Genomic DNA, 18,317 nt, shown 5'->3' on the forward strand with positions numbered 1-18,317 from the left:
GAGCTAGTTATAAAGCTTGAGATAGTAACAAATAGCCCGCATGTCAACAACGCGGACCGTTGCCGCGTTATGGGTGGCGTGAGATCATGTTTACATAGATAATTGCTGCAAGAAAATTATAAAAGAGAAAATATTATGACTTTTGCTAACACCACGCGCAGGGTCGCGGTGCTGGCGCTGATGGCCGTGTTGGCCGCCTGCGGCAAGAGCGCGGCGGAAAAGCGGCAGGAAGAAGCCGCGACGCTGACCAGTTTGGGCGAGAAATATGTGAAGGAAAAGGTCCGCGAACCGGCCTCGGCGATGTTCCGCAACCAGGTGGTCGGCAAGGGCGGCGCCACCTGCGGCGAGTTCAACGCCAAGGACGCGTTCGGCGCCTACATCGGCTACCAGCGCTACATCTCGGTGGCGCGCGACCTGACCTTGCTGGCGCAGGATGTCTCGCCCTCCGAGTTCGAACAAAACTGGAACCAGCTCTGCAGATAGTCCGCCTGCCGCCGGGCGCGTTTGGCGCTATCATGGGCGGACACTGACTGAGGAAAAGCATGGGCATGGAACCAAAAACCGCAGGGGGCCAGGGCGCGCTGCCGGAAGCCGCATCGACCGACATCGGCAACCGCCGCCACCAGATCCTGCCGGCGCTGAACGAGGCGCAATTCGAACTGCTGGGCCGCTACGGCGAACGCCGCCACTTCAAGGCCGGCGACATCCTGTTCCGGCAGGGCGACCGCCACATCTCCATGTACGTCATCATCTCCGGCGCGATCGAGATCGAGCGCGCCTCGGCGCTGGGCGGGGCGGTGCTCCACGGCACCCACGGCGCCGGCATGTTCACCGGCGAGATCGGCACCTTGGCCGGCCGCGCTGCCGTCGCCACCGGGCGCGTGGTGGCCGACGGCGAATTCATCGTCATCAGCGAGGAGTCCTTGCGCACGCTGGTGATCTCGGAAGCCGCGCTGAGCGAAACCATCATGCGCGCGTATATCCTGCGGCGCGTGGCCTACATGCAGGACCAGACCGGCGGCGTGGTGATGTTCGGCGCGCGCCACTCGCAGGCGACGCTGGTGCTGCGCCACTTCCTGACCCGCAACGGCCAGCCCACCGCCTACTTCGACACCGAACTGCACGCCGAAACGGCGCAGATGATGGAGCGCTTCGGCGTCACCGAGGCCGACATCCCGGTCATCGTCACGCCGTCGGGGGAGGTGCTGCGCCATCCCACGCTGCGCCAGGTCGCCGACAGCATCGGCCTCAGTTCCGACAACATCGACGGCCGCACCTTTGACCTGGTGGTGGTCGGCGCAGGGCCGGCCGGACTGGCGGCCGCCGTGTATGCGGCCTCGGAGGGCCTGAGCGTGGCGGTGCTGGACTCGAAGGCGCCCGGCGGCCAGGCCGGCTCCAGCTCCAAGATCGAAAACTATTTCGGCTTCCCGACCGGCGTCTCCGGCCAGGCGCTGGCGGGGCGCGGCTTGTCGCAGGCGCGCAAGTTCGGCGCCGAGGTGGCGGTGCCGGTGCGCGTGAGCGCGGTCGACTGCGAGGGACCGGATTTCGAGATCGCCATCGATAGTGGCGAACGTTTGCGCGCGCGCTCCATCGTCATCGCCACCGGTGCGCGCTACCGCAAGCCGGACTTGCCGGAACTGGAGCGCTTCGAAGGCTGCGGCGTTTATTACAGCGCCTCGTTCATGGAAGCGACCTTCTGCGCCAACGAGGAAGTGGTGATCGTCGGCGGCGGCAATTCGGCGGGACAGGCGGCGGTGTTCCTGGCCGGGCATGCGAAGCACGTCCACATCGTGGTGCGCGCCGACGGCCTGGCCGCCAGCATGTCGCGCTACCTGATCCAGCGCATCGAGGCCGCGCCCAACATCACGCTGCACACGCGCAAACAGATCGTCGCGCTGCAGGGTGAAGACAAGCTTGAACGCATCAGCTGGCAGACCGCCGGCGGCGAAGTGAAGACCGCGCCGGCGCGCCACCTGTTCCTGTTCCTGGGCGCGGAGCCGAACACCGCGTGGCTGGGCGATTGCGTGGAGCTGGATGACAAGCACTTCGTGCTGACCGGCCCTCAGGTCCCTATGGAGGATTGGCCGCTGGAGCGCGGCCCGCACTTCCTGGAAACCAGCCGCCCGCGCATCTTCGCCGTGGGCGATGTGCGCAGCGGTTCGGTCAAGCGCGTGGCTGCGGCGGTGGGCGAAGGTTCGGCGGCGGTGCAGTCGCTGCACCAGGTGCTGGCGAGCGACTGATCACACGCTGCGCAGCGGCTTGCTGTAGCGGGTGGATCGCCGGATCGCCGGATGCTTGCCCGGCGGGTGCGCCAGTGCCTCCATGGCGCGGTCGTAGCCGTACTGCCACTGGTCGTTCATGTGCTGGACGAAGGTGTCGTACGTCGGCGGCATCGCCAGCTCGATGCGGTTGCGGCGCCAGTCCAGCTTTTGCTGCAGCTGCTGCTTGGCCAGCACCACCGACACGTCCGACGAATCGATGCGCATATCGGCCAGATGGGTGTTGGCGTAGCGCAGCCGCGCATTGCCGTCGATGCCCAGCACCGAGCGCCAGGCGGGAATCGCAAACACCTGGTCGAAGGCTTCCTTGAACTCCATGATGACTTCCGCGCCGAGGCGGCGCGCGATCTCCACCGGGAACAGATCGAGCACGCCGCCGATGTATTCCTGGCCGCGATACTGCTGGCAGCGGAAGTAGATCATGTCGGCGATGGAGATGCGCGCGGCGTCGGTGAGCGGCACGCTGCCGTCGACCAGCAGGTCGTGCGCGACCGCGTGCTGGCCCCAGCGGGTATCGCTCAGCGGTGACTGCATCCCTCGCAGCAGCGCGGCGGCCTGCTCGCCGCAGAACACCGTCTCCGCAAACAGCTTGCGGCCCGCGCGCGGCTGGCCCACTTCCGATTCGTCGAACAGCAGCTTGCCGCCGATGATGGCGACGTCCACGTCCGGCGTGCCGGTGGCGGGCGGGAACGGCAGTTGCGACGGGATCTCGAACAGGTAGTCGCCGAACAGGTCGGGGATCACGGGCGCCTTGGCGGTCGACAGCTTGCGTTTGGCGGCGCGCATCAAGCTGCCCATCAGGTCCGCGCGCTGGGTCGATTTCAGGCTGCACCAGAACTGGTACATCTCCCGTGACGACAGCCAGGCATGCTGGGCGTCGGGGTCGGGCAGGTTGTGGATGATGGTGGCCGCGATCGCGCCGCCGCAGCTGGCCAGCAGCACGTCGGGCGCGCGGCCGGCCTGCCGCAGCGCGGCGTACATGCCGATGTACATGCCGAAGCGGAAGCCGCCCCCGCCCAGCACCATGCAGCGTTTATACGGTTTATACGATTGTTGCCAAGGTTGAATTTGTGCTTGCGTCATAAACCGAACCATACCACAACGGGCCTACATGCTCTTGATCCGTGTCCTGCGCAGGGCGGCGTTGGCTGGCTCGGAGACGTAGCGGGCGACGAGGGCGGCGGCCAGCGCCGTCAGGCACAGGAACAGCAGCAGCCATGGCAGCCGGGCGCCGTAGCTCAGGTGCGCCTTGTCCACCACGTTGCGCATGCCCGCCAGCACGATGATGTGGAACAGGTAGATCTCGTAGCTGTGCCGGCCGAACCAGCGCAGCACCGATTTGCGCGGCGCGCGCTCCGTCGCGGAAGGCGCCGAACTGCCCAGCAGGAAAACACCGCTCGCCAACGATACCAGCGTGAAGCCGAACACCTCATGCCCTTCGATGCCGCGCAGGTACAGCGCCGCCAGCGCGATGCCGGCCGCGATGCGCAACATGCGTCCCTGCCGCGCGTCCGGCACTTCGCGCCGCGCCAGCATCGCCGTCAGGCAGCCGATGGCGATGGCGTCGAAGCAGGCCAGGTAGCCGTACATGAAATAGATCTCGTTGTCGGTATGCTGGCTGCGGTAGAGCGGCCCCGCCGCGATGGCGGCGCAGCACAGCAGCACGATCATCCAGCTGCGGCGCAGCAGCAGGCATGACACGGGCAGCAGCAGATAGAACATCTCCTCGACCGACAGCGACCAGTACACATTGAGGCAGTAGTTGAAGTAGCCGGCGGTTTGCATCAGCTGGTTGTGCCAGAACGTCAGCACCGATCCGGCGGCGATGAAGAAATAGCTGGCCGGCCGGTCCACGTCGCCATCGGAGTTGGAGAAGAAGGGCACGTCGAAAGTCCCCAGCACCACGATGATCGCCAAGGCCAGCAGCAGGGCGGGCATGATGCGCGCGAAACGGTATAAATAGAATGTACGGATATCGATCTGCGACAGCTGGCCCCAGCGCCGCAGCGACATCGATGTAATCAGATAACCGGATACGGTGAAGAACATCGTCACGCCGAAGTTCCCCTGGAGCGCCGCGCGCAGCAGCCAGCCGGACAGGATGTCGCCCAGCGGGCTGTTTTTCAGCCCGTAAGCCAGCGTAAAGTGCAGCACCAGCACGCACATGATGGCCGCGCCGCGCAACGAGTCGATATGGCGGTTTCTCATCGATTGTTCGTTCACAGTTGATGTTCCAGCAGGATGCGCAACGTGGCGCTGGTCGGCGTTTGCGAGATGCGGTAGCGGCGCCCCTGGTCGTTGACGTATTCGTGCGCCTCGAAGGACTGCTGGTGCAGCAGATTACTGGCCGAGAAGCGCAACTGCGTCTTCGCGTCCATCTTCCACAACGCGTACAGATCCAGCTCGCGCTTCGGGCTGGTGCTCATCCGCACCAGCGCCGATTGCCGCACCGGGCCTCCGGCCTGGTAGTTCAGGTTCCCGCCCAGGGTCCATGCCGCGCCGGGCAGGCGATAGTCCGCACCCAGGTTGGCCGTAAACGGCACCTGGTTTTCGAGCCGGTTGTCCGGCCCCGGCACACTGTCCACCCGCGACCAGTTGCGCGACATGTTGGCGCGCAGGTCCAGCTTGGACGACAAAGGCAGTTTGGCTTCCAGCTCGATCCCGCGCACGTTGGCGTTGCCGTTGTTGAACGGCGCTTCCACCCATTCGCCGTCTTGCTGGAACAGGCGGAACATGGTCACGTCGCGGATGCGGCGCACATAGGTGCTGGCGCTGACCAGCGCTCCCGCGCCGAGATAGTGCTCATAGGCCGCGTCCATGCCCCAGGCCAGTTCCGGCCGCAGGTTCGGGTTGCCCTGTTCATCGGGATTGGTTTCGTTATTGTTGTTGTCGTTGGTGTAGCGGCGCGGGACCAGCTGCGACAAGGGCGGCGCCTTGTAGGTGCGGCTGACGGCAAGCCGCAGCACGTCCTTGTTCGGCAACTGATAGCGCGATTGCAGCGAAGGACTCCATACCTGCGAGCGCAGGTCCAGCGCATCCGGCGCGTTGGCGGCGTTCGCGCGGCTGGAGGTGGACAGGCTTTCGTGGCGCAGGCCCAGATACAGCGAATAGCGCTCGGTGACCTGCCATTCGTCCTGCGCGAACAGGGCCAGGCGGTTGACGTTGGCGCGGTAGTCGGCGTTATTGCTGCCGGTCTGCACGCCGCTGCCGTCGAACAGCGTCTCGTTGCGATCCTCGTTGCGCACCGCGTGGCTGGCGTCCCAGCCCAGCGCGATCGCATGGTGCTCGCCCACCGGGTGGCGGTAGGTGCCGCTGGCCGTCACGCTGGTTTCCGACGGCCCGGAGTCGACGTGGTGGCGGCCGGCGGGCCTGCCATCGACATCCATGCCGTCAAAGTCGAAAGTGCCGGTACGCCGGTTGTGGCTTAGTCCCAGCTTGGTTTCCAGTTTGGCGCCGCTCTCCAGCAGATGTGTCCAATTCAGGTCGCTGCGCAGCGTGACGAAGTTGGCGGCGAAATGGTTCTGGTTGCGCGGGTACTCGCTGTGGGGGCCGAGCTGCGCGGTCTCGTCTTCATTGTGCGTCTTGTCGAAGTGACGCAGATTGGCGAAGCCTTGCCAGGTCAGCGTATCGCCGCCGGCGAAGGTCCAGTTCAGGCGCGGCGTGAGGGTGAGGGCGTCGATGCGGCCGGATTCCGCCTTCGCCGTGCGGCGCTGCTCCACGAGGGCGCCGCTTGCGTTGCTCAGTTCTTCCAGATCGTTGAACGATGCCGCGGTGCGGTTGCGCGTCAGCGTCGCGGCGAGGCTGTAGGAGTAGCCGCCATCCTGGTCCGACAGCGTCGCCGACAACGCCGGCGTGTCGACGCCCGCCTGCCGCGCGAGACTGGCGCTCACCGAGCGCTGGCCGCGCCGTATGGTTTTCTTGAGGATGATGTTGATCGCGCCGGCCACCGCCTGGTTGCTGAACTCCGCCGTCGCGCTGCGCATGATCTCGATCCGCTCGATGGCTTCCGGCTCGATGGCGTCGAGCGAAAAGCCCGCCGGTACTGGTTCGCCATTCAGCATGATCTGCGTGTAGCCGTTCCCCAGGCCGCGCATGCTGATCGTGCCACCGCGTCCCGGCACGCCGGTGATGCTGATGCCGGGCAGGCGTTTGAGCACGTCGGCCAGGGTCTGGTCGCCCTGGCGCATGATGTCTTCGTGGTTGACGACGATGCTGGTGGTGGTCTCGCGCTGGCGCTGGTCGGCGCGCAGTCCGCTGACCTTGATCTGCGGCGGTTCCGGCGCTTCGTTGTCGGCGGCGTGGGCGCTTGCGGCCAGCAGCAACAGGCTGCCGGCGATGTGATGTAGCTGCATATTCATCCTTGTCTTCAAAAACGCGGGCGATAGTTCCCCCGCCCGCAGTGTGGTGGCTGCGGTTTGGGGAACGTTTGGGGGGAGCTTAGTAGCCCAGCTGCTGGCGGCGCACGAGCAGGGCGTGCCTGGTGCTGACGGCGTCCAGGTTGGCCAGCCTGGTGGCGGGGTCGATTAACGTTTCGTCCTGCCGCACCTCGAAATGCAGGTGCGGGCCGGTGGCGAAGCCGGTTTCGCCGACGGTGCCGATCTGCTGGCCGGCCTTCACGATGGCGCCGGGCTTGACGCTCATGCTGGTCAGGTGCGCGTACAGCGTGCGCTGTGCGCCGTGTTGGAGTATGACTGTCTTGCCGTAACGGCTGGCGTTCTCGGTCAGCTGTCCGGCGCTGACCACGACGCCGTCCGCCACCGCATGCACTGGCGTCCCGCTTGGTGCCGCTATGTCGATGCCTTTATGCGGCGTGACCAGCATATCGCGCCGCACGCCGAACAGCCCTGTGACGCGCATCTTGTCCAGCGGATTGCGCCAGGCTTTATCGACGGGCGACGCGGCTGCCGCGTTGCCGTCCGCAGGGCGCGCAACCGGCATCGCGGTATTGGCGGCAGGTGCGGACAGCAGCGGCGCGGGTGCCAGCTGGCGGTCCACGTTAAAGGCCAGTGCAGGCTGCAGCAGGGCGCCGCCGGCCAGCACGGTGGCCATTAACGCGGCGACGCTCCACGCGGCGGCCTTGCTGGGCACCGGCAGCGCCGCCTGTTGCATCTGGCGGATGCGGGCCGTGGCAGTGGCGCCGTCGATGCCGCCGAAGGCCACGCCGCCGGTCGGCATCGCCGCCGTTTGCGCTTTCCATTGCAGCAGCAGGGCGGCGGCGTATTGCTTGCGCTGTTGTTGCGGGCGTCCGGCCAGCACGCGCTGGTCGCAGGTCAGCTCCAGCGCCCATTCCATTTTGCCGTTCATCCAGCGCAGCGCCGGATTGAACCAGAATACCGTTTGCAGCAAGGCCGCCACGCCCAGGCACAGCGGGTCGCGTGCGCGCCAGTGGTGCAGTTCGTGGGCGATCACCATGTGCTGCTGTTCGGTGCTGAAGCCGCGCAGGTGGCGCGGCAGCAGCAGCACCGGGCGCCGTACGCCGACCAGCATCGGCGAAATGGCGGCGTCGGTCTCCATCACGGCCAGGCGGTGGCTGGCGATTTCGGTTAGCTGCGCGGTGTCGAAGGCCCAGTGCGCCCGCAGCTCCCGCGGCGACAGGCGCTGCGACGCGGCCAGCAAGCCACGCCAGACGCGCCGCGCGCGCAGCCAGCGCGCCAGCATCCCCGCCAGGCCGGCCGCATACACCAGCGTCCAGGCGACAGGCAGGACCAGGGCGAGGGGAGGCAGGTCGGAGTCGCCGGCATCATTGAATTGCGCCTGCGATGCCGCCGGTGCGACGGCGACTGCTGCGGCGACCGAGGCGGCTGGTGCGACGGCCTCGGAGGTATGCTCCGGCGCCGCGCCGGCCAGCGACGGCAGCGCGTCGCGGATAGCCGACGACTCGGCCGCGCTCAGCGTCACGGTCGGCGCCAAACTGTGCTGCGTGCTGTGTGGCATAAGGGCCAGCAGCGCGGCGCCGGCCGTCACGCCTTGCGCCGCCAGCCACAGCGCGCGGCGCGGCAGCAGCGCGGGCCAGCGGCGCAGCGCGACGGCCAGCAGCGCCCACACCAGCGTCCCGGCCAGCACGCAGCTGACGCTGGCCAGCATCCATTTGAACAGCACCAGGTAGGCGATCATCATGGCTTGCCGGCCTCGTCGGACGGCCAGTCCTGCAGCAGCTGCTCCAGTTGCGCCAGCTCGGCCTGGTCGACCAGTTTGCTGCCGGTGAACATGGTGACCGGCAGCGGCGCCGCCATCTCCATCACGCGGCTGCCGAAATCATGGGCGAAGGCCGCCAGCGTGCCGACCTTTTCCAGCCGCGCGCTGTAGACGTTGACGCCATGCGCGGTGTGCTGGGCCAGCATCTGCTTGTCCAGCATGCGCTCCAGCGTCTTGCGGGTGGACGAGAATGACCAGTCCAGTTCGTCGGCGACCGCGTCGTGCAGCTCGCGGGCGCTCAGCGGCTGCTGTTTCCACAGCGCTTTCAGCAAGGTCAGCTCGGTGACCGACGGGATGGGAATCGGGATGCTCATGGTTTAGCCTTTCTGCGACAGATGGGATGATTATGCGACAGATGTCACATGGCCGTCAATTGTTGTCTAAAAATTTGTAACATTGCTTTGCATTAATTCCTTATATGTTACGATTAAGTTTTTGCTAATTGCCAAATTGTGTACAGTCGCGCGGAACAGGCGGCAAGGTGAAACCCGCAGCACCGTTATGAAATGCGCTATACAATGCTCGAGGCCGCAGCTTTCCGCTGCTGCCTCACTGTATTGGAAACACATATGTATTACGGAGAGCGCTTCAACAGCATCACTCACACCGTGGGCGCCGCGCTCGCGGCAATCGGCGGCACGCTGCTGATTGTGCAGGCGGCGCGCAGCGGCGACGCGTGGAAAGTGGTCAGCTTCAGCATCTATGCCGCCACGCTCCTGGGTTTGTACCTGACGTCGACGCTGTACCACAGCCTGCGCGGCCGCGCCAAGGACGTGCTGCGGCAGATGGACTATTGCGCCATCTACCTGCTCATCGCCGGCAGCTACACGCCGTTCACGCTGGTCAGCCTGCGTGGACCGTGGGGCTGGTCCTTGTTCGGCGTGGTCTGGGGACTGGCACTAATCGGCATTTTGCAGGAAATCTGGTTCGCCAAGGGCGCGCGCGTCCTGTCGCTGCTGATCTACGTGGCGATGGGGTGGGTCGGCGTGATCGGCGCCAGCCCGCTGATCGACGCGCTGGGCTGGTCCGGATTCGCCTGGCTTGCGGCCGGTGGCGTGGTGTACACGGTGGGCATCGCCTTCTTTGTCACCGACCACAAATGGAGCTACGGCCACGGCGTCTGGCACTTGTTCGTGCTGGGCGGCAGCGCCTGCCATTTTGGCGCGGTATTGCTGTATGTAGCGTGAAGCACCTGTACAACTGTAGGATTTCGAGAGTAGAGCACCAGTGGATATTAATTCCGACGACCTGAAAACCTTTATCACCGTGATCGACAGCGGCACCCTCAGTGCCGCCTCGGTCCACCTCGGCCAGACCACGTCAGGCGTCAGCCGCGCGCTGTCGCGGCTGGAGGACAAGCTGGCCACTTCGCTGTTGACCCGCACCACGCGCCGCATGGAACTGACCGAAGAGGGACACCTGTTCCTCGAACGCGCGCGCGCCATCCTCGGCGCAATGGAAGAAGCCGAGGAAACCATCCGCATCCGCCGCCAGAAGCCTGCGGGCCGCCTGTGCGTGGACGCGGCTTCGCCGTTCATGCTCCACTGCGTGGTGCCGCACATGGCCGAGTTCCGCGCGCTGTACCCGGAGATCAAGCTGGAGTTGAGCAGCAACGACCAGATCACCGACCTGATCGAGCACCGCACCGACATCGCCATCCGCATCGGCACGCTGACCGATTCGACGCTGCATGCGCGCGCGCTCACATCGAGCCCGCTGCACGTGCTGGCTAGCCCGGAATACCTGCGCCGCCACGGCACGCCGGACACGCCGCAGGAACTGGCGCGCCACTCGCTGATCGGCTTCGCGCAGTACGAGCAGGGCAACAACTGGCCGCTGCGCCACGCGGCCGGCAACAGCCTGCCGATCACGCCGTCGATCGCGGCCTCCAGCGGCGAGACGCTGCGCCAGCTGGCGCTGACCGGCCAGGGCATCGTCTGCCTGGCGGACTTCATGACCCGCGCCGACATCGAGGCGGGGCGCCTGGTGCGCATCCTCGAAGACGCCAACACCGGCTACTGCCAGCAGATCCACGCGGTCTACTACCGCAACACCCAGCTGGCCCAGCGCATCAGCTGCTTCCTCGAGTTCCTGCAGCAGAAACTCTGAAGCGGCACAGTGTGCGGCGCCGTACAGATACCTATCCGGTGCGGCGCTACACTGGCCTTGCGTGCTTGGAGCAGCTCCCGGACCAACCCGGTGAGCGCGCCGGCAGCAGGTGAGCCGATAGCCTCGAATATCGGCACCAACAACGCGTCGGCACCGCAGGGAGGCCATCATGTCGCAGACTACTCATCCATCGAAGTTCCTGGTGCGCGCCTACCTTGAGCGCCGTTCGCATGCAGTCCAGCCGCCGCCGACCCCGGACGAGATCCGGCGCCAGCTCGGCTGGGGCATGATGGGGTTCGAACAAAAGGTCGGTAACGGCCGCAGCTGATTTTTTTCGCCGTTCACCGGCCCTTTTCCGCCGTTCGCCGAATAGCGGTTTCCCCGCCCGCGGTTCCCCGGTATCGTTACATCCATACCGACTTTGGGGACTGACATGAGTATTCATACCGCTTACCGCTGGCGCCAGCAAATGGTCTGGGGCATGGCGCTGGTCATCGCCGGCACCGTGCTGCTGCTGGACCGCGCCGACATCATCGATCTGGACTTCAACCCCGCGAACTTCTGGCGCTGGTGGCCATGGCTGCTGGTGATCTCCGGCGTGACCAAGATCATTCCGCCGACCACACCGCGCTACTTCCTCAACGGCCTGTGGGAGATCTTCCTGGCCGGCTGGTGGTACGTTTCGTTCAACCACATCTGGGGCCTGGGCTTCGGCGAAACCTGGCCGGCCCTGGTGGTCGCCTGCGGCATCGGCCTGGTGCTGCGTCCTTTGCTGGAAAATATCTCCGCCTCGATCAAGGAGCAGAAATGAGCTCGAAACGTCAACGCGATCCCGCCTCGCAACTGGTCGTCGGCGTGGCCGTCGTCATCATCGGCATGGTGTTCCTGCTCGATAACCTGGGCTGGCTGGACCTGGACTTCACGCTGCACCTGTGGCCCACCGCGCTGATCTTCTTCGGCATCCTGAAGGTGGTGCAGACCCGCACCACGTCCGGCGCCGTGGTCGGCGGCGCGCTGATACTGGTCGGCAGCCTGATCCTGCTGAAGGAGACCGGCTTCATCGACATCGCCTGGCGCTCGCTGTGGCCCTTGATATTGATCGCCGCCGGCCTGTCGGTGATGTTCAAGTCCACCACCGGCCGCTCCTTCTTCGAGCCGCGCGCCGACATGCTCGACAAGACCAGCGACGATTCGGTCGTCAACGTCACGGCCATCATGGGTGGCTTCAAGCGACGCATCACGTCGCCGGACTTCCGCGGCGGCGAGATCACCGCGGTCATGGGAGGCTGCGACCTGGACCTGCGTCAAAGCTCGATCAACGGCGAGGCGGTGCTGAACGTGTTCTCGATGTTCGGCGGGATCACCATCAAGGTGCCGATCGACTGGACCGTGGTCCTGGAAGGCACGCCGATCATGGGCGGCTTCGAGGAGAAGACCGTGCCGCCGCCCACGCCGGCCAAGCGCCTGATCGTGCGCGGCTACGCCATCATGGGCGGCCTGGAAGTGCGTAACTAGAGCATGCAGGAGATTTCCTCCAGCCGGCGCGGCATCGTCATCTACCTGCTGGTGTGGCTGTTCCTCGGGATCGCGCTGGGCGGCGTGATCTCGCTGGCCGGCGACGCGCCGCTGGCCAACGCCATGGCGTTCGCGATTCCACTGAACCTGCTGTATGCGTTCGCCGCCGGCTATTCGGCCTACTACGTGTGCCGCGCCTATCCGCTCGGCGGCAAGCGGCCCGCCGCCACCGCGCTGGTGCTGACGGTGGCGGCGGCGGTGTCGGGCTTCCTGTGGCTGGCGGTGGGGCGCGCCTGGAACGGCGCCTGCCAGATGCTGGGCGTGTCGTGGGCCGGCATCGCTTTCAGCCCGCAGCTGTCGGCGCTGATCGTCGGCCTGGGCATCCTGCTGTACGGTTTCGCGGCGGCGGTGCACTACCTGGTGATCGAGTTCGTGCGCGCCAAGAGCGCCGAGCAGCGCGAGCTGGAATCGCTGCTGATGGCGCAGGAGGCCGAGCTGCGCATGCTGCGCACGCAGATCGATCCGCACTTCCTGTTCAACAGCCTCAATTCGATCAGCGCGCTGACCTCGCAGGACCCGAAGGCGGCGCGCCGCATGACGCTGGAACTGGCCAGCTTCTTCCGCCAGAGCCTAGGCATGGAGGCGCACAAGAAGGTCACGCTGGACGAGGAGATGCGCTTGATACGCCACTTCCTGGCGATCGAGCAGGTGCGCTTCGGCGCGCGGCTGCAGGTGGAGGAGCAGGTCGAGGCGGAAGCCGCCGCCTGCCTGGTGCCGCCGATGATCATCCAGCCCTTGGTGGAGAACGCCGTCAAGCACGGCATCTGCAATATGCCGGACGGCGGCACGATACGGGTGACGGCGCGCCGCGCCGGCTCGATGCTGCACATCCGCGTCGACAATCCGGTGGACCCGGACATGTCGTCCAACCGCAGCGAAGGCCACGGCATCGGCCTGACCAATGTGCGCCAGCGTTTGGCCGGCGCCTACAAGCACGAAGCCAGCATCCACTGGGGACGTCACGAAGACAGCTTTGGCGTGGACATCGCGATGCCCGCGCAAACAGGCGAAGAGGGAGAGTAGAGCATGCGTATCATCATCGTCGACGATGAAATGCTGGCGCGCGGCGTCGTGCGCGAGTACCTGGCCGAGCACCCGGACGTGGAGGTGGTGGCCGAATGCGCCAACGGCTTCGAGGCCGTCAAGGCGATCACCGAGCTGGCGCCGGACCTGGTGTTCCTGGATATCCAGATGCCCAAGCTGGACGGCTTCGAGGTGGCTGAACTGGCGGGCCGCAAGACGCGCTACATCTTCGCCACCGCCTACGACCAGTACGCGATCAAGGCCTTCGAGTTCCACGCGCTCGACTACCTGCTGAAGCCCTTCAGCCAGCAGCGCTTCGACCAGGCGCTGGCCCATGCGCGCGCCAACCTGGGCAAGGGCGACGGCGACGCCGCCGTCGAGAACATGGTGCGCGAGGCGGCCGCCCGCAACAAGCCGCTGGGCCGCGTGCTGATACGCGACGGCGCCAAGGTCCACGTCATCAACAGCGACAAGATCGAGGTGATCGAAGCGCAGGACGACTATGTGCAGATCCGCTCGGAGGGCAAGTCCTACCTGAAGAACCAGCGCATGGCGGAGCTGGAGGCGCAACTGGACCCCGGGCAGTTCCTGCGCATCCACCGCTCGTGGATCGTCAACATCGCCTGCGTCGATCGCATCGAACAGGCCACCAAGGACAGCTACGTCGCCATCCTCAAGGACGGCGGCAAGGTTCCGGTCAGCCGCAGCGGCTACCAGAAGATCCGCGCGGTCATCCAGTAGTCACCTGGCGCGCCGCTTGCGGGTCGGAGGCGCGCCGCCTGCCGGTGCTGGACAGCACCCGCAGGATGGTCGATTGCGGCACGTCGAGCGCGCTGAGGTAGGCCCACGCATGGGCGGCACCGACGGTGGCGTCGATGAGGATGGCGTGTTGGATCGCGATGGCCAGGCGCGTATTTTCCCGTAGTCTCATGTCATCATTTCTGAAAACCTAAGGCTCACGGAGTCTGGGTGAGTCGACAATCACCTGCCATACGCGCAGAGGCGGGGCGCGTGGAACACCAGTCAACCCAATATAGCAGACATGTTTGCGACTGTTGATTGCATATGGCTATGGACGGACAAGCGCCGATTCACTGCGCCGGCGCGGCGCTGCGTTCGATGCGCCACCAGGCCGGCATCAGCTGTTGTATTTCCGGGCGGCCGAAGCGGTCGTCGATCAGGTAGACCGTGCCGCGGTCCGACTGCGTGCGGATCACGCGGCCGGCCGCCTGCACCACCTTCTGCATGCCGGGGTAGGTGTAGGTGTAGTCGTAGCCGGCGCCGAAGATGGCGTCCATGCGTTGGCGGATCTGCTCGTTGACCGGATTGATCTGCGGCAGGCCGAGCGTGGCGACGAAGGCGCCGATCAGGCGCGCGCCGGGCAGGTCCACGCCCTCGCCGAAGGAGCCGCCCAGCACCGCGAAACCGATGCCCGCGCTGTCGAGCGTGAAGCGGGCCAGGAACTGCGCGCGTTCCGTCTCGTCCATGCGGCGCGACTGGCGCCACACCGGCACCTCGGGGTAATGTTCGGCGAACTGGTTGGCGGCCTTTTCCATGTAGTCGAAACTGCTGAAGAAGGCCAGGTAGTTGCCGGGCTGGCGGCGGTACTGCTCGCCCATCAGCTCGGCGATCGGGCGCAGCGATTGCTGGCGGTGCTGGTAGCGCGTGGAGATGTGCGCGGCCACCTGCACCGACAGCTGCTCGGCCACGAACGGCGATTCGACATCGACCCAGGCGGTGGTGTCGGGCATGCCGAGCATGTCGCCGAAGTAGTTCCATGGGCTGAGCGTGGCCGAGAACAGCGCGGTGGTGTGGGTGCTTTCGAAGCGCGGCTTGAGGAAGGGCGCCGGCACGATGTTGCGGATGCAGAGCACGGAGTTGGAATGGCTGGCGCGCGCGCCTTCGGATTTTTCGATGTCGAACAGCGCGTGGTCGCCGAAGCTCTCGGCCAGCCGCGTGAACAGCAGCGCGTTGAAATAGAACTCCTGCAGGTCGGCGTCGACGTACGACGGGCGCTCGGCCATGTAGTCGCCGATGGCGGTGGCCGCCGTCTGCAGCGCGCCCATGAATTTTTCCGGCAGCGTGGCGTGCGACTGGTACTCGGCCGTCTGGTCCTTCTCCAGCTGGTTCCATTGGCGGTGCACGCGGTCCAGCGGCTTCTTCAGTTCCTCCGGCACCACCTTGCGCAGCAGGCGCAGCGACGCATGCTCCATGTCGGCCGAGTACATCTTGCGCGCGCGCGAGACCATGTTGTGCGCCTCGTCCACCAGCACGTTGACCTTCCAGTCGTTGAGCAGCGTCAGGCTGTGCAGCATGGCGCTGAGGTCGAAGTAGTAGTTGTAGTCGCCGATGACGATGTCGCACCAGCGCGCCATCTCGCTGCTCAGGTAGTAGGGGCAGACGTCGTGCGCCAGCGCGACCGCGCGCAATGTGTCGCGGTCCAGCGCGAGCAGGGTCGCGCCGACGCCGGACGCGGGCGGCAGCATGATGTCCAGCGCGGCCTGGCGCGCGGCCGGCAGGCGGTCATAGAAGCCCTTGGCCAGCGGGCAGGAATCGCCGTGGCAGGCCTTGTCCGGGTTGACGCAGGCGGTGCTCTTGGACGCCATCTCCAGCGTGCGCAGCGGCAGCAGCGGCGCGCCCGCGCGGATCACTTCGACCGCGTCCAGCGCCATCTGCCGGCCCGAGGTCTTCGCGGCCAGGAAGAACACTTTGTCGACGCCATGCTCGGCGCTGGCCTTCAGCATGGGGAACAGGCTGCCGACGGTCTTGCCGATGCCGGTGGGCGCTTGCGCCAGCAGGCACAAGCCGCGCTTGCTGGCCTTGTACATGGCCTCGGCCAGCTGGCGCTGGCCCGGGCGGAAGTCGCCATGCGGGAAGCGCATCGCCTTCAGCTGCGCGTCGCGTTCGGCGCGGTGCGACAGTTCCTGTTGCGCCCATTGCAGGAACAGCGTGCACTGCTGTTCAAACCAGGCTTGCAGGCTGGCGGCGGTATGCGTCTCTTGCAGCACGGTTTCCTTCTGGCTGCCGATGTCGAAGTAGACCAGCGCCAGGTTGACCTTGTCCAGTCCCTGGTCCTGGCACAACAGGTGGCCGTAGACCTTGACCTGCGCCCAGTGCAGCTGGCGCTGGTTGTCGGGCATCTTCTTCAGGTCGCCGCGATAGGTCTTGATTTCCTCGATGCGGTTGGCGCGCGCATCGTAGCCGTCGGCGCGGCCGCGCACGCGCAGCGGGCCGAAATCGCCGGACAGCGCGAGCTCGGTCTGGTAATCGTCGCCGCGCCGCGACGTCACGACGGCGTGGCCGGCGATGCCTTCCTGCGCGGTGGGCGAGGGTGTGAAGCGCAGGTCGAGGTCGCCGGTCTTGGCGGTGAACTCGCACAGCGCGCGCACGGCGATGGTGTACCGGGGCTGCGCGCTCATGCCGCCCATTGCAGGTAGCAGACCGAGATCGGCATGTCGTGCGTGGCGCAGTAGTCGATCCAGCGCAGCTGGTTGTCCTGCAGGCGGTCGCCGGGGCCTTTCACCTCGATCATGTTGTAGCGGCGCTCGGCCGGCCAGAACTGGATCAGGTCCGGGAAGCCGCTGCGGTTGGCCTTGATGTCGGCCAGGATGCGTTCGAAGGCGCGCTTCAGGTGCAGCGCCGGGATGCAGTCCAGCGCCAGGTCGAGCAGCGCCGGGTCCAGCGCCTCCCAGTACAGGAAGGGCGACTGGATGCCGGCCTTGGCGGCGAAGTTGGCGCGTATCGTGGCGCGGTACTGGTCGCCGTCCAGCTGGGACAGCGCGGCGGCGAACTGCTGCGCGCGGCGGCGCTGGAAATCGGCGCTGTGCAGGTCGGCCGGGCCGCGATGGTAGGGATGGAAGAAGGCGCCGGGGATGGGGCTGAACACGGCGTCCCAGCACAGCAGGCCGAACAGCGAATTGATCAGTGCGTTCTCGACGTAGTAGACCGGGGCGTCGTCGCGCGTAAGATGGTCGCGCACGACGAACTCGACGTAGTTCGGCTCCGGTGGTGGAGGCAGGCTCAGGTCGATGCGCTGCGGTTGCGCGGGCGTTTGCGGCGGCGGCTTGGCGTGGCCCAGCTTGCGCGCCAGGCGTGGCGCCATGCGCAGCAGCTGCTGGCGCTCCGCTTCGCTTTCGGGCGCCAGCAATGCCGTTTGCAGCAGCTCGAAGGCGGCGCGCGGTTGTTCGTCTTTCTCCAGCACGCGCACGGCGCGCGCGCGGGCGCCGGGGTAGTCGCAGCCGGCGTACAGCTGGTGCGCGGCCGGCCAGTCGCCGAGCTTCTCGAGATGCTGGGCGATCTGGAAGGTGAGCTTGTCGCGGCGGCTGCGCAGCCATTCGTTATCGTCGGGGCAGGGCGGCAGGTCGCGGATCACGTCGGCCGGCGCCTCGCCATCGACGAAGCGCTCGTAGCAGCGGCGCAGCGCGAGGAAGTCGTCGATGTCGCGCCGGCTGCGGAAGCCGCGCGCGGCCGGCGAGAAGTCCACTTTTTCGTATTGGTAGATGCCCAGGTCGGACAGTACGAACTCGGTCCAGTCCTGGTGGTAGTTGCCGAAGAAGATGAGGCGCAGGCGGTCGCACAGTTCCTGCGTGAGGTTGCGGTAGCAGTGGTCGCCCGAGTCCTGGTACCAGTTGGAGTAGCGGTGCTCGCCCTCGTACTGCGCGCGCAGCGCCTCCAGTTGATCGGCCTTGCGCAGTTGACGCAGGTGGGGCGGCAATTGGAAGATCTTGCCGATCTCGGGCTTTTGCAGCAGCTCGAATAACTGTTCCAGGTCAAGTGCCGGGTCTTCCTCGATCAGGCCCAGGGCTGCCAGCGGACGGGCCGCCTCGTGCGTGCTGCCGATTTCCGCGTACACCAGTTTGCTGGCGCGGAACACCGTCCCCTTGCGCATCACCATGCGCACGAACAGCGCGCGCGACGCTTGCGGCAGCGTGGGGAAGGCGGTGATGAAGGCGCGCTCCTCGGCGTTGAGCAAATCGTCGTAGCGCGCGCCTATCCACGTCAGTACCTGATGGAAGTTGTCCAGGTAATAAAAGGGATTTTCCAGAACTTTGATCATTGCCGGGGATAGCTGCGCGATTAACTGTGTTTATGTACAGTATATCGCATTTGGCGGCGCACGCCCAGCAAAATAAAAAG

Annotated in this window: 17 protein-coding genes; 9 read left to right on the forward strand and 8 right to left on the reverse strand. The window is 66.0% G+C overall.

Going from position 1 to position 18,317, the window contains the following annotated elements; all coding sequences use genetic code 11:
* Positions 1–135 precede the first annotated feature (135 nt).
* Positions 136–483: a hypothetical protein gene (locus GTP90_RS04575; RefSeq protein ID WP_117009916.1), complete on the forward strand. Its 348-nt coding sequence runs from the start codon at positions 136–138 to the stop codon at positions 481–483.
* 65 nt (positions 484–548) lie between these two features.
* The gene (locus tag GTP90_RS37375; protein WP_161082387.1) at positions 549–2,240 is read left to right on the forward strand and encodes an FAD-dependent oxidoreductase; all 1,692 of its coding nucleotides are present in this window, start codon (positions 549–551) and stop codon (positions 2,238–2,240) included.
* Here the strand turns inward: GTP90_RS37375 and GTP90_RS04585 are convergent, their stop codons facing one another.
* The 5 genes from GTP90_RS04585 to GTP90_RS04605 form a co-directional block, all read right to left on the reverse strand.
* Positions 2,241–3,362 (reverse strand): patatin-like phospholipase family protein, encoded by a 1,122-nt coding sequence (locus tag GTP90_RS04585; RefSeq protein WP_254451728.1) that lies wholly within the window; start codon positions 3,360–3,362, stop codon positions 2,241–2,243.
* Between the two features lie 24 nt (positions 3,363–3,386).
* The gene (locus GTP90_RS04590; protein WP_161082388.1) at positions 3,387–4,487 is read right to left on the reverse strand and encodes an acyltransferase family protein; all 1,101 of its coding nucleotides are present in this window, start codon (positions 4,485–4,487) and stop codon (positions 3,387–3,389) included.
* Positions 4,488–4,498: 11 nt separating this feature from the next.
* Entirely contained in the window at positions 4,499–6,637 is a 2,139-nt protein-coding gene (locus GTP90_RS04595; RefSeq protein WP_254451729.1) for a TonB-dependent receptor plug domain-containing protein, read from the reverse strand.
* A 79-nt stretch (positions 6,638–6,716) separates the two neighbouring features.
* Positions 6,717–8,396, reverse strand: coding sequence for a M23/M56 family metallopeptidase (locus GTP90_RS04600; protein WP_161082390.1), 1,680 nt, complete (start codon positions 8,394–8,396; stop codon positions 6,717–6,719).
* A complete protein-coding gene (locus GTP90_RS04605; RefSeq protein WP_117009920.1) occupies positions 8,393–8,788 on the reverse strand; it encodes a BlaI/MecI/CopY family transcriptional regulator in 396 nt (131 codons plus the stop codon). The genes GTP90_RS04600 and GTP90_RS04605 overlap by 4 nt, the downstream gene beginning before the upstream one ends.
* Before the next feature lie 255 nt (positions 8,789–9,043).
* Here GTP90_RS04605 and trhA point away from each other — a divergent pair, with 255 nt between their 5' ends.
* From trhA to GTP90_RS04635, 7 genes are all read left to right on the forward strand, one after another.
* Positions 9,044–9,661: a PAQR family membrane homeostasis protein TrhA gene (gene trhA, locus GTP90_RS04610; RefSeq protein ID WP_161082391.1), complete on the forward strand. Its 618-nt coding sequence runs from the start codon at positions 9,044–9,046 to the stop codon at positions 9,659–9,661.
* Positions 9,662–9,701: 40 nt separating this feature from the next.
* The gene (locus tag GTP90_RS04615) at positions 9,702–10,583 is read left to right on the forward strand and encodes a LysR substrate-binding domain-containing protein (protein WP_161082392.1); all 882 of its coding nucleotides are present in this window, start codon (positions 9,702–9,704) and stop codon (positions 10,581–10,583) included.
* Between the two features lie 169 nt (positions 10,584–10,752).
* Positions 10,753–10,911, forward strand: coding sequence for a hypothetical protein (locus tag GTP90_RS36350; protein ID WP_175047973.1), 159 nt, complete (start codon positions 10,753–10,755; stop codon positions 10,909–10,911).
* A gap of 105 nt (positions 10,912–11,016) precedes the next feature.
* On the forward strand, positions 11,017–11,394 hold the full coding sequence (locus GTP90_RS04620; protein ID WP_161082393.1) for a LiaF transmembrane domain-containing protein: 378 nt from the start codon (positions 11,017–11,019) through the stop codon (positions 11,392–11,394).
* Positions 11,391–12,098, forward strand: coding sequence for a LiaF transmembrane domain-containing protein (locus tag GTP90_RS04625; RefSeq protein ID WP_161082394.1), 708 nt, complete (start codon positions 11,391–11,393; stop codon positions 12,096–12,098). The genes GTP90_RS04620 and GTP90_RS04625 overlap by 4 nt, the downstream gene beginning before the upstream one ends.
* A gap of 3 nt (positions 12,099–12,101) precedes the next feature.
* Positions 12,102–13,181, forward strand: coding sequence for a sensor histidine kinase (locus tag GTP90_RS04630; RefSeq protein ID WP_161082395.1), 1,080 nt, complete (start codon positions 12,102–12,104; stop codon positions 13,179–13,181).
* 3 nt (positions 13,182–13,184) lie between these two features.
* A complete protein-coding gene (locus GTP90_RS04635) occupies positions 13,185–13,922 on the forward strand; it encodes a LytR/AlgR family response regulator transcription factor (protein WP_117009926.1) in 738 nt (245 codons plus the stop codon).
* On the opposite strand, the gene GTP90_RS04640 is transcribed toward GTP90_RS04635, so the two are convergent.
* The 3 genes from GTP90_RS04640 to GTP90_RS04650 form a co-directional block, all read right to left on the reverse strand.
* Positions 13,912–14,112, reverse strand: a complete 201-nt coding sequence (locus tag GTP90_RS04640) for a hypothetical protein (protein WP_161082396.1) — start codon at positions 14,110–14,112, stop codon at positions 13,912–13,914. The genes GTP90_RS04635 and GTP90_RS04640 overlap by 11 nt on opposite strands.
* A gap of 160 nt (positions 14,113–14,272) precedes the next feature.
* Positions 14,273–16,609: an ATP-dependent DNA helicase gene (locus GTP90_RS04645; RefSeq protein ID WP_161082397.1), complete on the reverse strand. Its 2,337-nt coding sequence runs from the start codon at positions 16,607–16,609 to the stop codon at positions 14,273–14,275.
* Complete coding sequence (locus tag GTP90_RS04650; RefSeq protein WP_161082398.1) at positions 16,597–18,237, reverse strand: VRR-NUC domain-containing protein; 1,641 nt, start codon at positions 18,235–18,237, stop codon at positions 16,597–16,599. The genes GTP90_RS04645 and GTP90_RS04650 overlap by 13 nt, the downstream gene beginning before the upstream one ends.
* Between the last annotated feature and the right edge of the window lie 80 nt (positions 18,238–18,317).

It is taken from the genome of Duganella vulcania (genome assembly GCF_009857655.1).
GTDB classification, from domain to species: domain Bacteria; phylum Pseudomonadota; class Gammaproteobacteria; order Burkholderiales; family Burkholderiaceae_D; genus Rugamonas; species Rugamonas vulcania.

Bases quoted from the DNA above. Each gene is read 5' to 3' on its own strand.
- GTP90_RS04575 (WP_117009916.1), top strand. From the start codon at position 136: ATGACTTTTGCTAACACCACGCGCAGGGTCGCGGTGCTGGCGCTGATG.
- GTP90_RS37375 (WP_161082387.1), top strand. From the start codon at position 549: ATGGAACCAAAAACCGCAGGGGGCCAGGGCGCGCTGCCGGAAGCCGCA.
- GTP90_RS04585 (WP_254451728.1), bottom strand. From the start codon at position 3,362: ATGACGCAAGCACAAATTCAACCTTGGCAACAATCGTATAAACCGTAT.
- GTP90_RS04590 (WP_161082388.1), bottom strand. From the start codon at position 4,487: ATGAGAAACCGCCATATCGACTCGTTGCGCGGCGCGGCCATCATGTGC.
- GTP90_RS04595 (WP_254451729.1), bottom strand. From the start codon at position 6,637: ATGAATATGCAGCTACATCACATCGCCGGCAGCCTGTTGCTGCTGGCC.
- GTP90_RS04600 (WP_161082390.1), bottom strand. From the start codon at position 8,396: ATGATGATCGCCTACCTGGTGCTGTTCAAATGGATGCTGGCCAGCGTC.
- GTP90_RS04605 (WP_117009920.1), bottom strand. From the start codon at position 8,788: ATGAGCATCCCGATTCCCATCCCGTCGGTCACCGAGCTGACCTTGCTG.
- trhA (WP_161082391.1), top strand. From the start codon at position 9,044: ATGTATTACGGAGAGCGCTTCAACAGCATCACTCACACCGTGGGCGCC.
- GTP90_RS36350 (WP_175047973.1), top strand. From the start codon at position 10,753: ATGTCGCAGACTACTCATCCATCGAAGTTCCTGGTGCGCGCCTACCTT.
- GTP90_RS04620 (WP_161082393.1), top strand. From the start codon at position 11,017: ATGAGTATTCATACCGCTTACCGCTGGCGCCAGCAAATGGTCTGGGGC.
- GTP90_RS04625 (WP_161082394.1), top strand. From the start codon at position 11,391: ATGAGCTCGAAACGTCAACGCGATCCCGCCTCGCAACTGGTCGTCGGC.
- GTP90_RS04630 (WP_161082395.1), top strand. From the start codon at position 12,102: ATGCAGGAGATTTCCTCCAGCCGGCGCGGCATCGTCATCTACCTGCTG.
- GTP90_RS04635 (WP_117009926.1), top strand. From the start codon at position 13,185: ATGCGTATCATCATCGTCGACGATGAAATGCTGGCGCGCGGCGTCGTG.
- GTP90_RS04640 (WP_161082396.1), bottom strand. From the start codon at position 14,112: ATGAGACTACGGGAAAATACGCGCCTGGCCATCGCGATCCAACACGCC.
- GTP90_RS04645 (WP_161082397.1), bottom strand. From the start codon at position 16,609: ATGGGCGGCATGAGCGCGCAGCCCCGGTACACCATCGCCGTGCGCGCG.
- GTP90_RS04650 (WP_161082398.1), bottom strand. From the start codon at position 18,237: ATGATCAAAGTTCTGGAAAATCCCTTTTATTACCTGGACAACTTCCAT.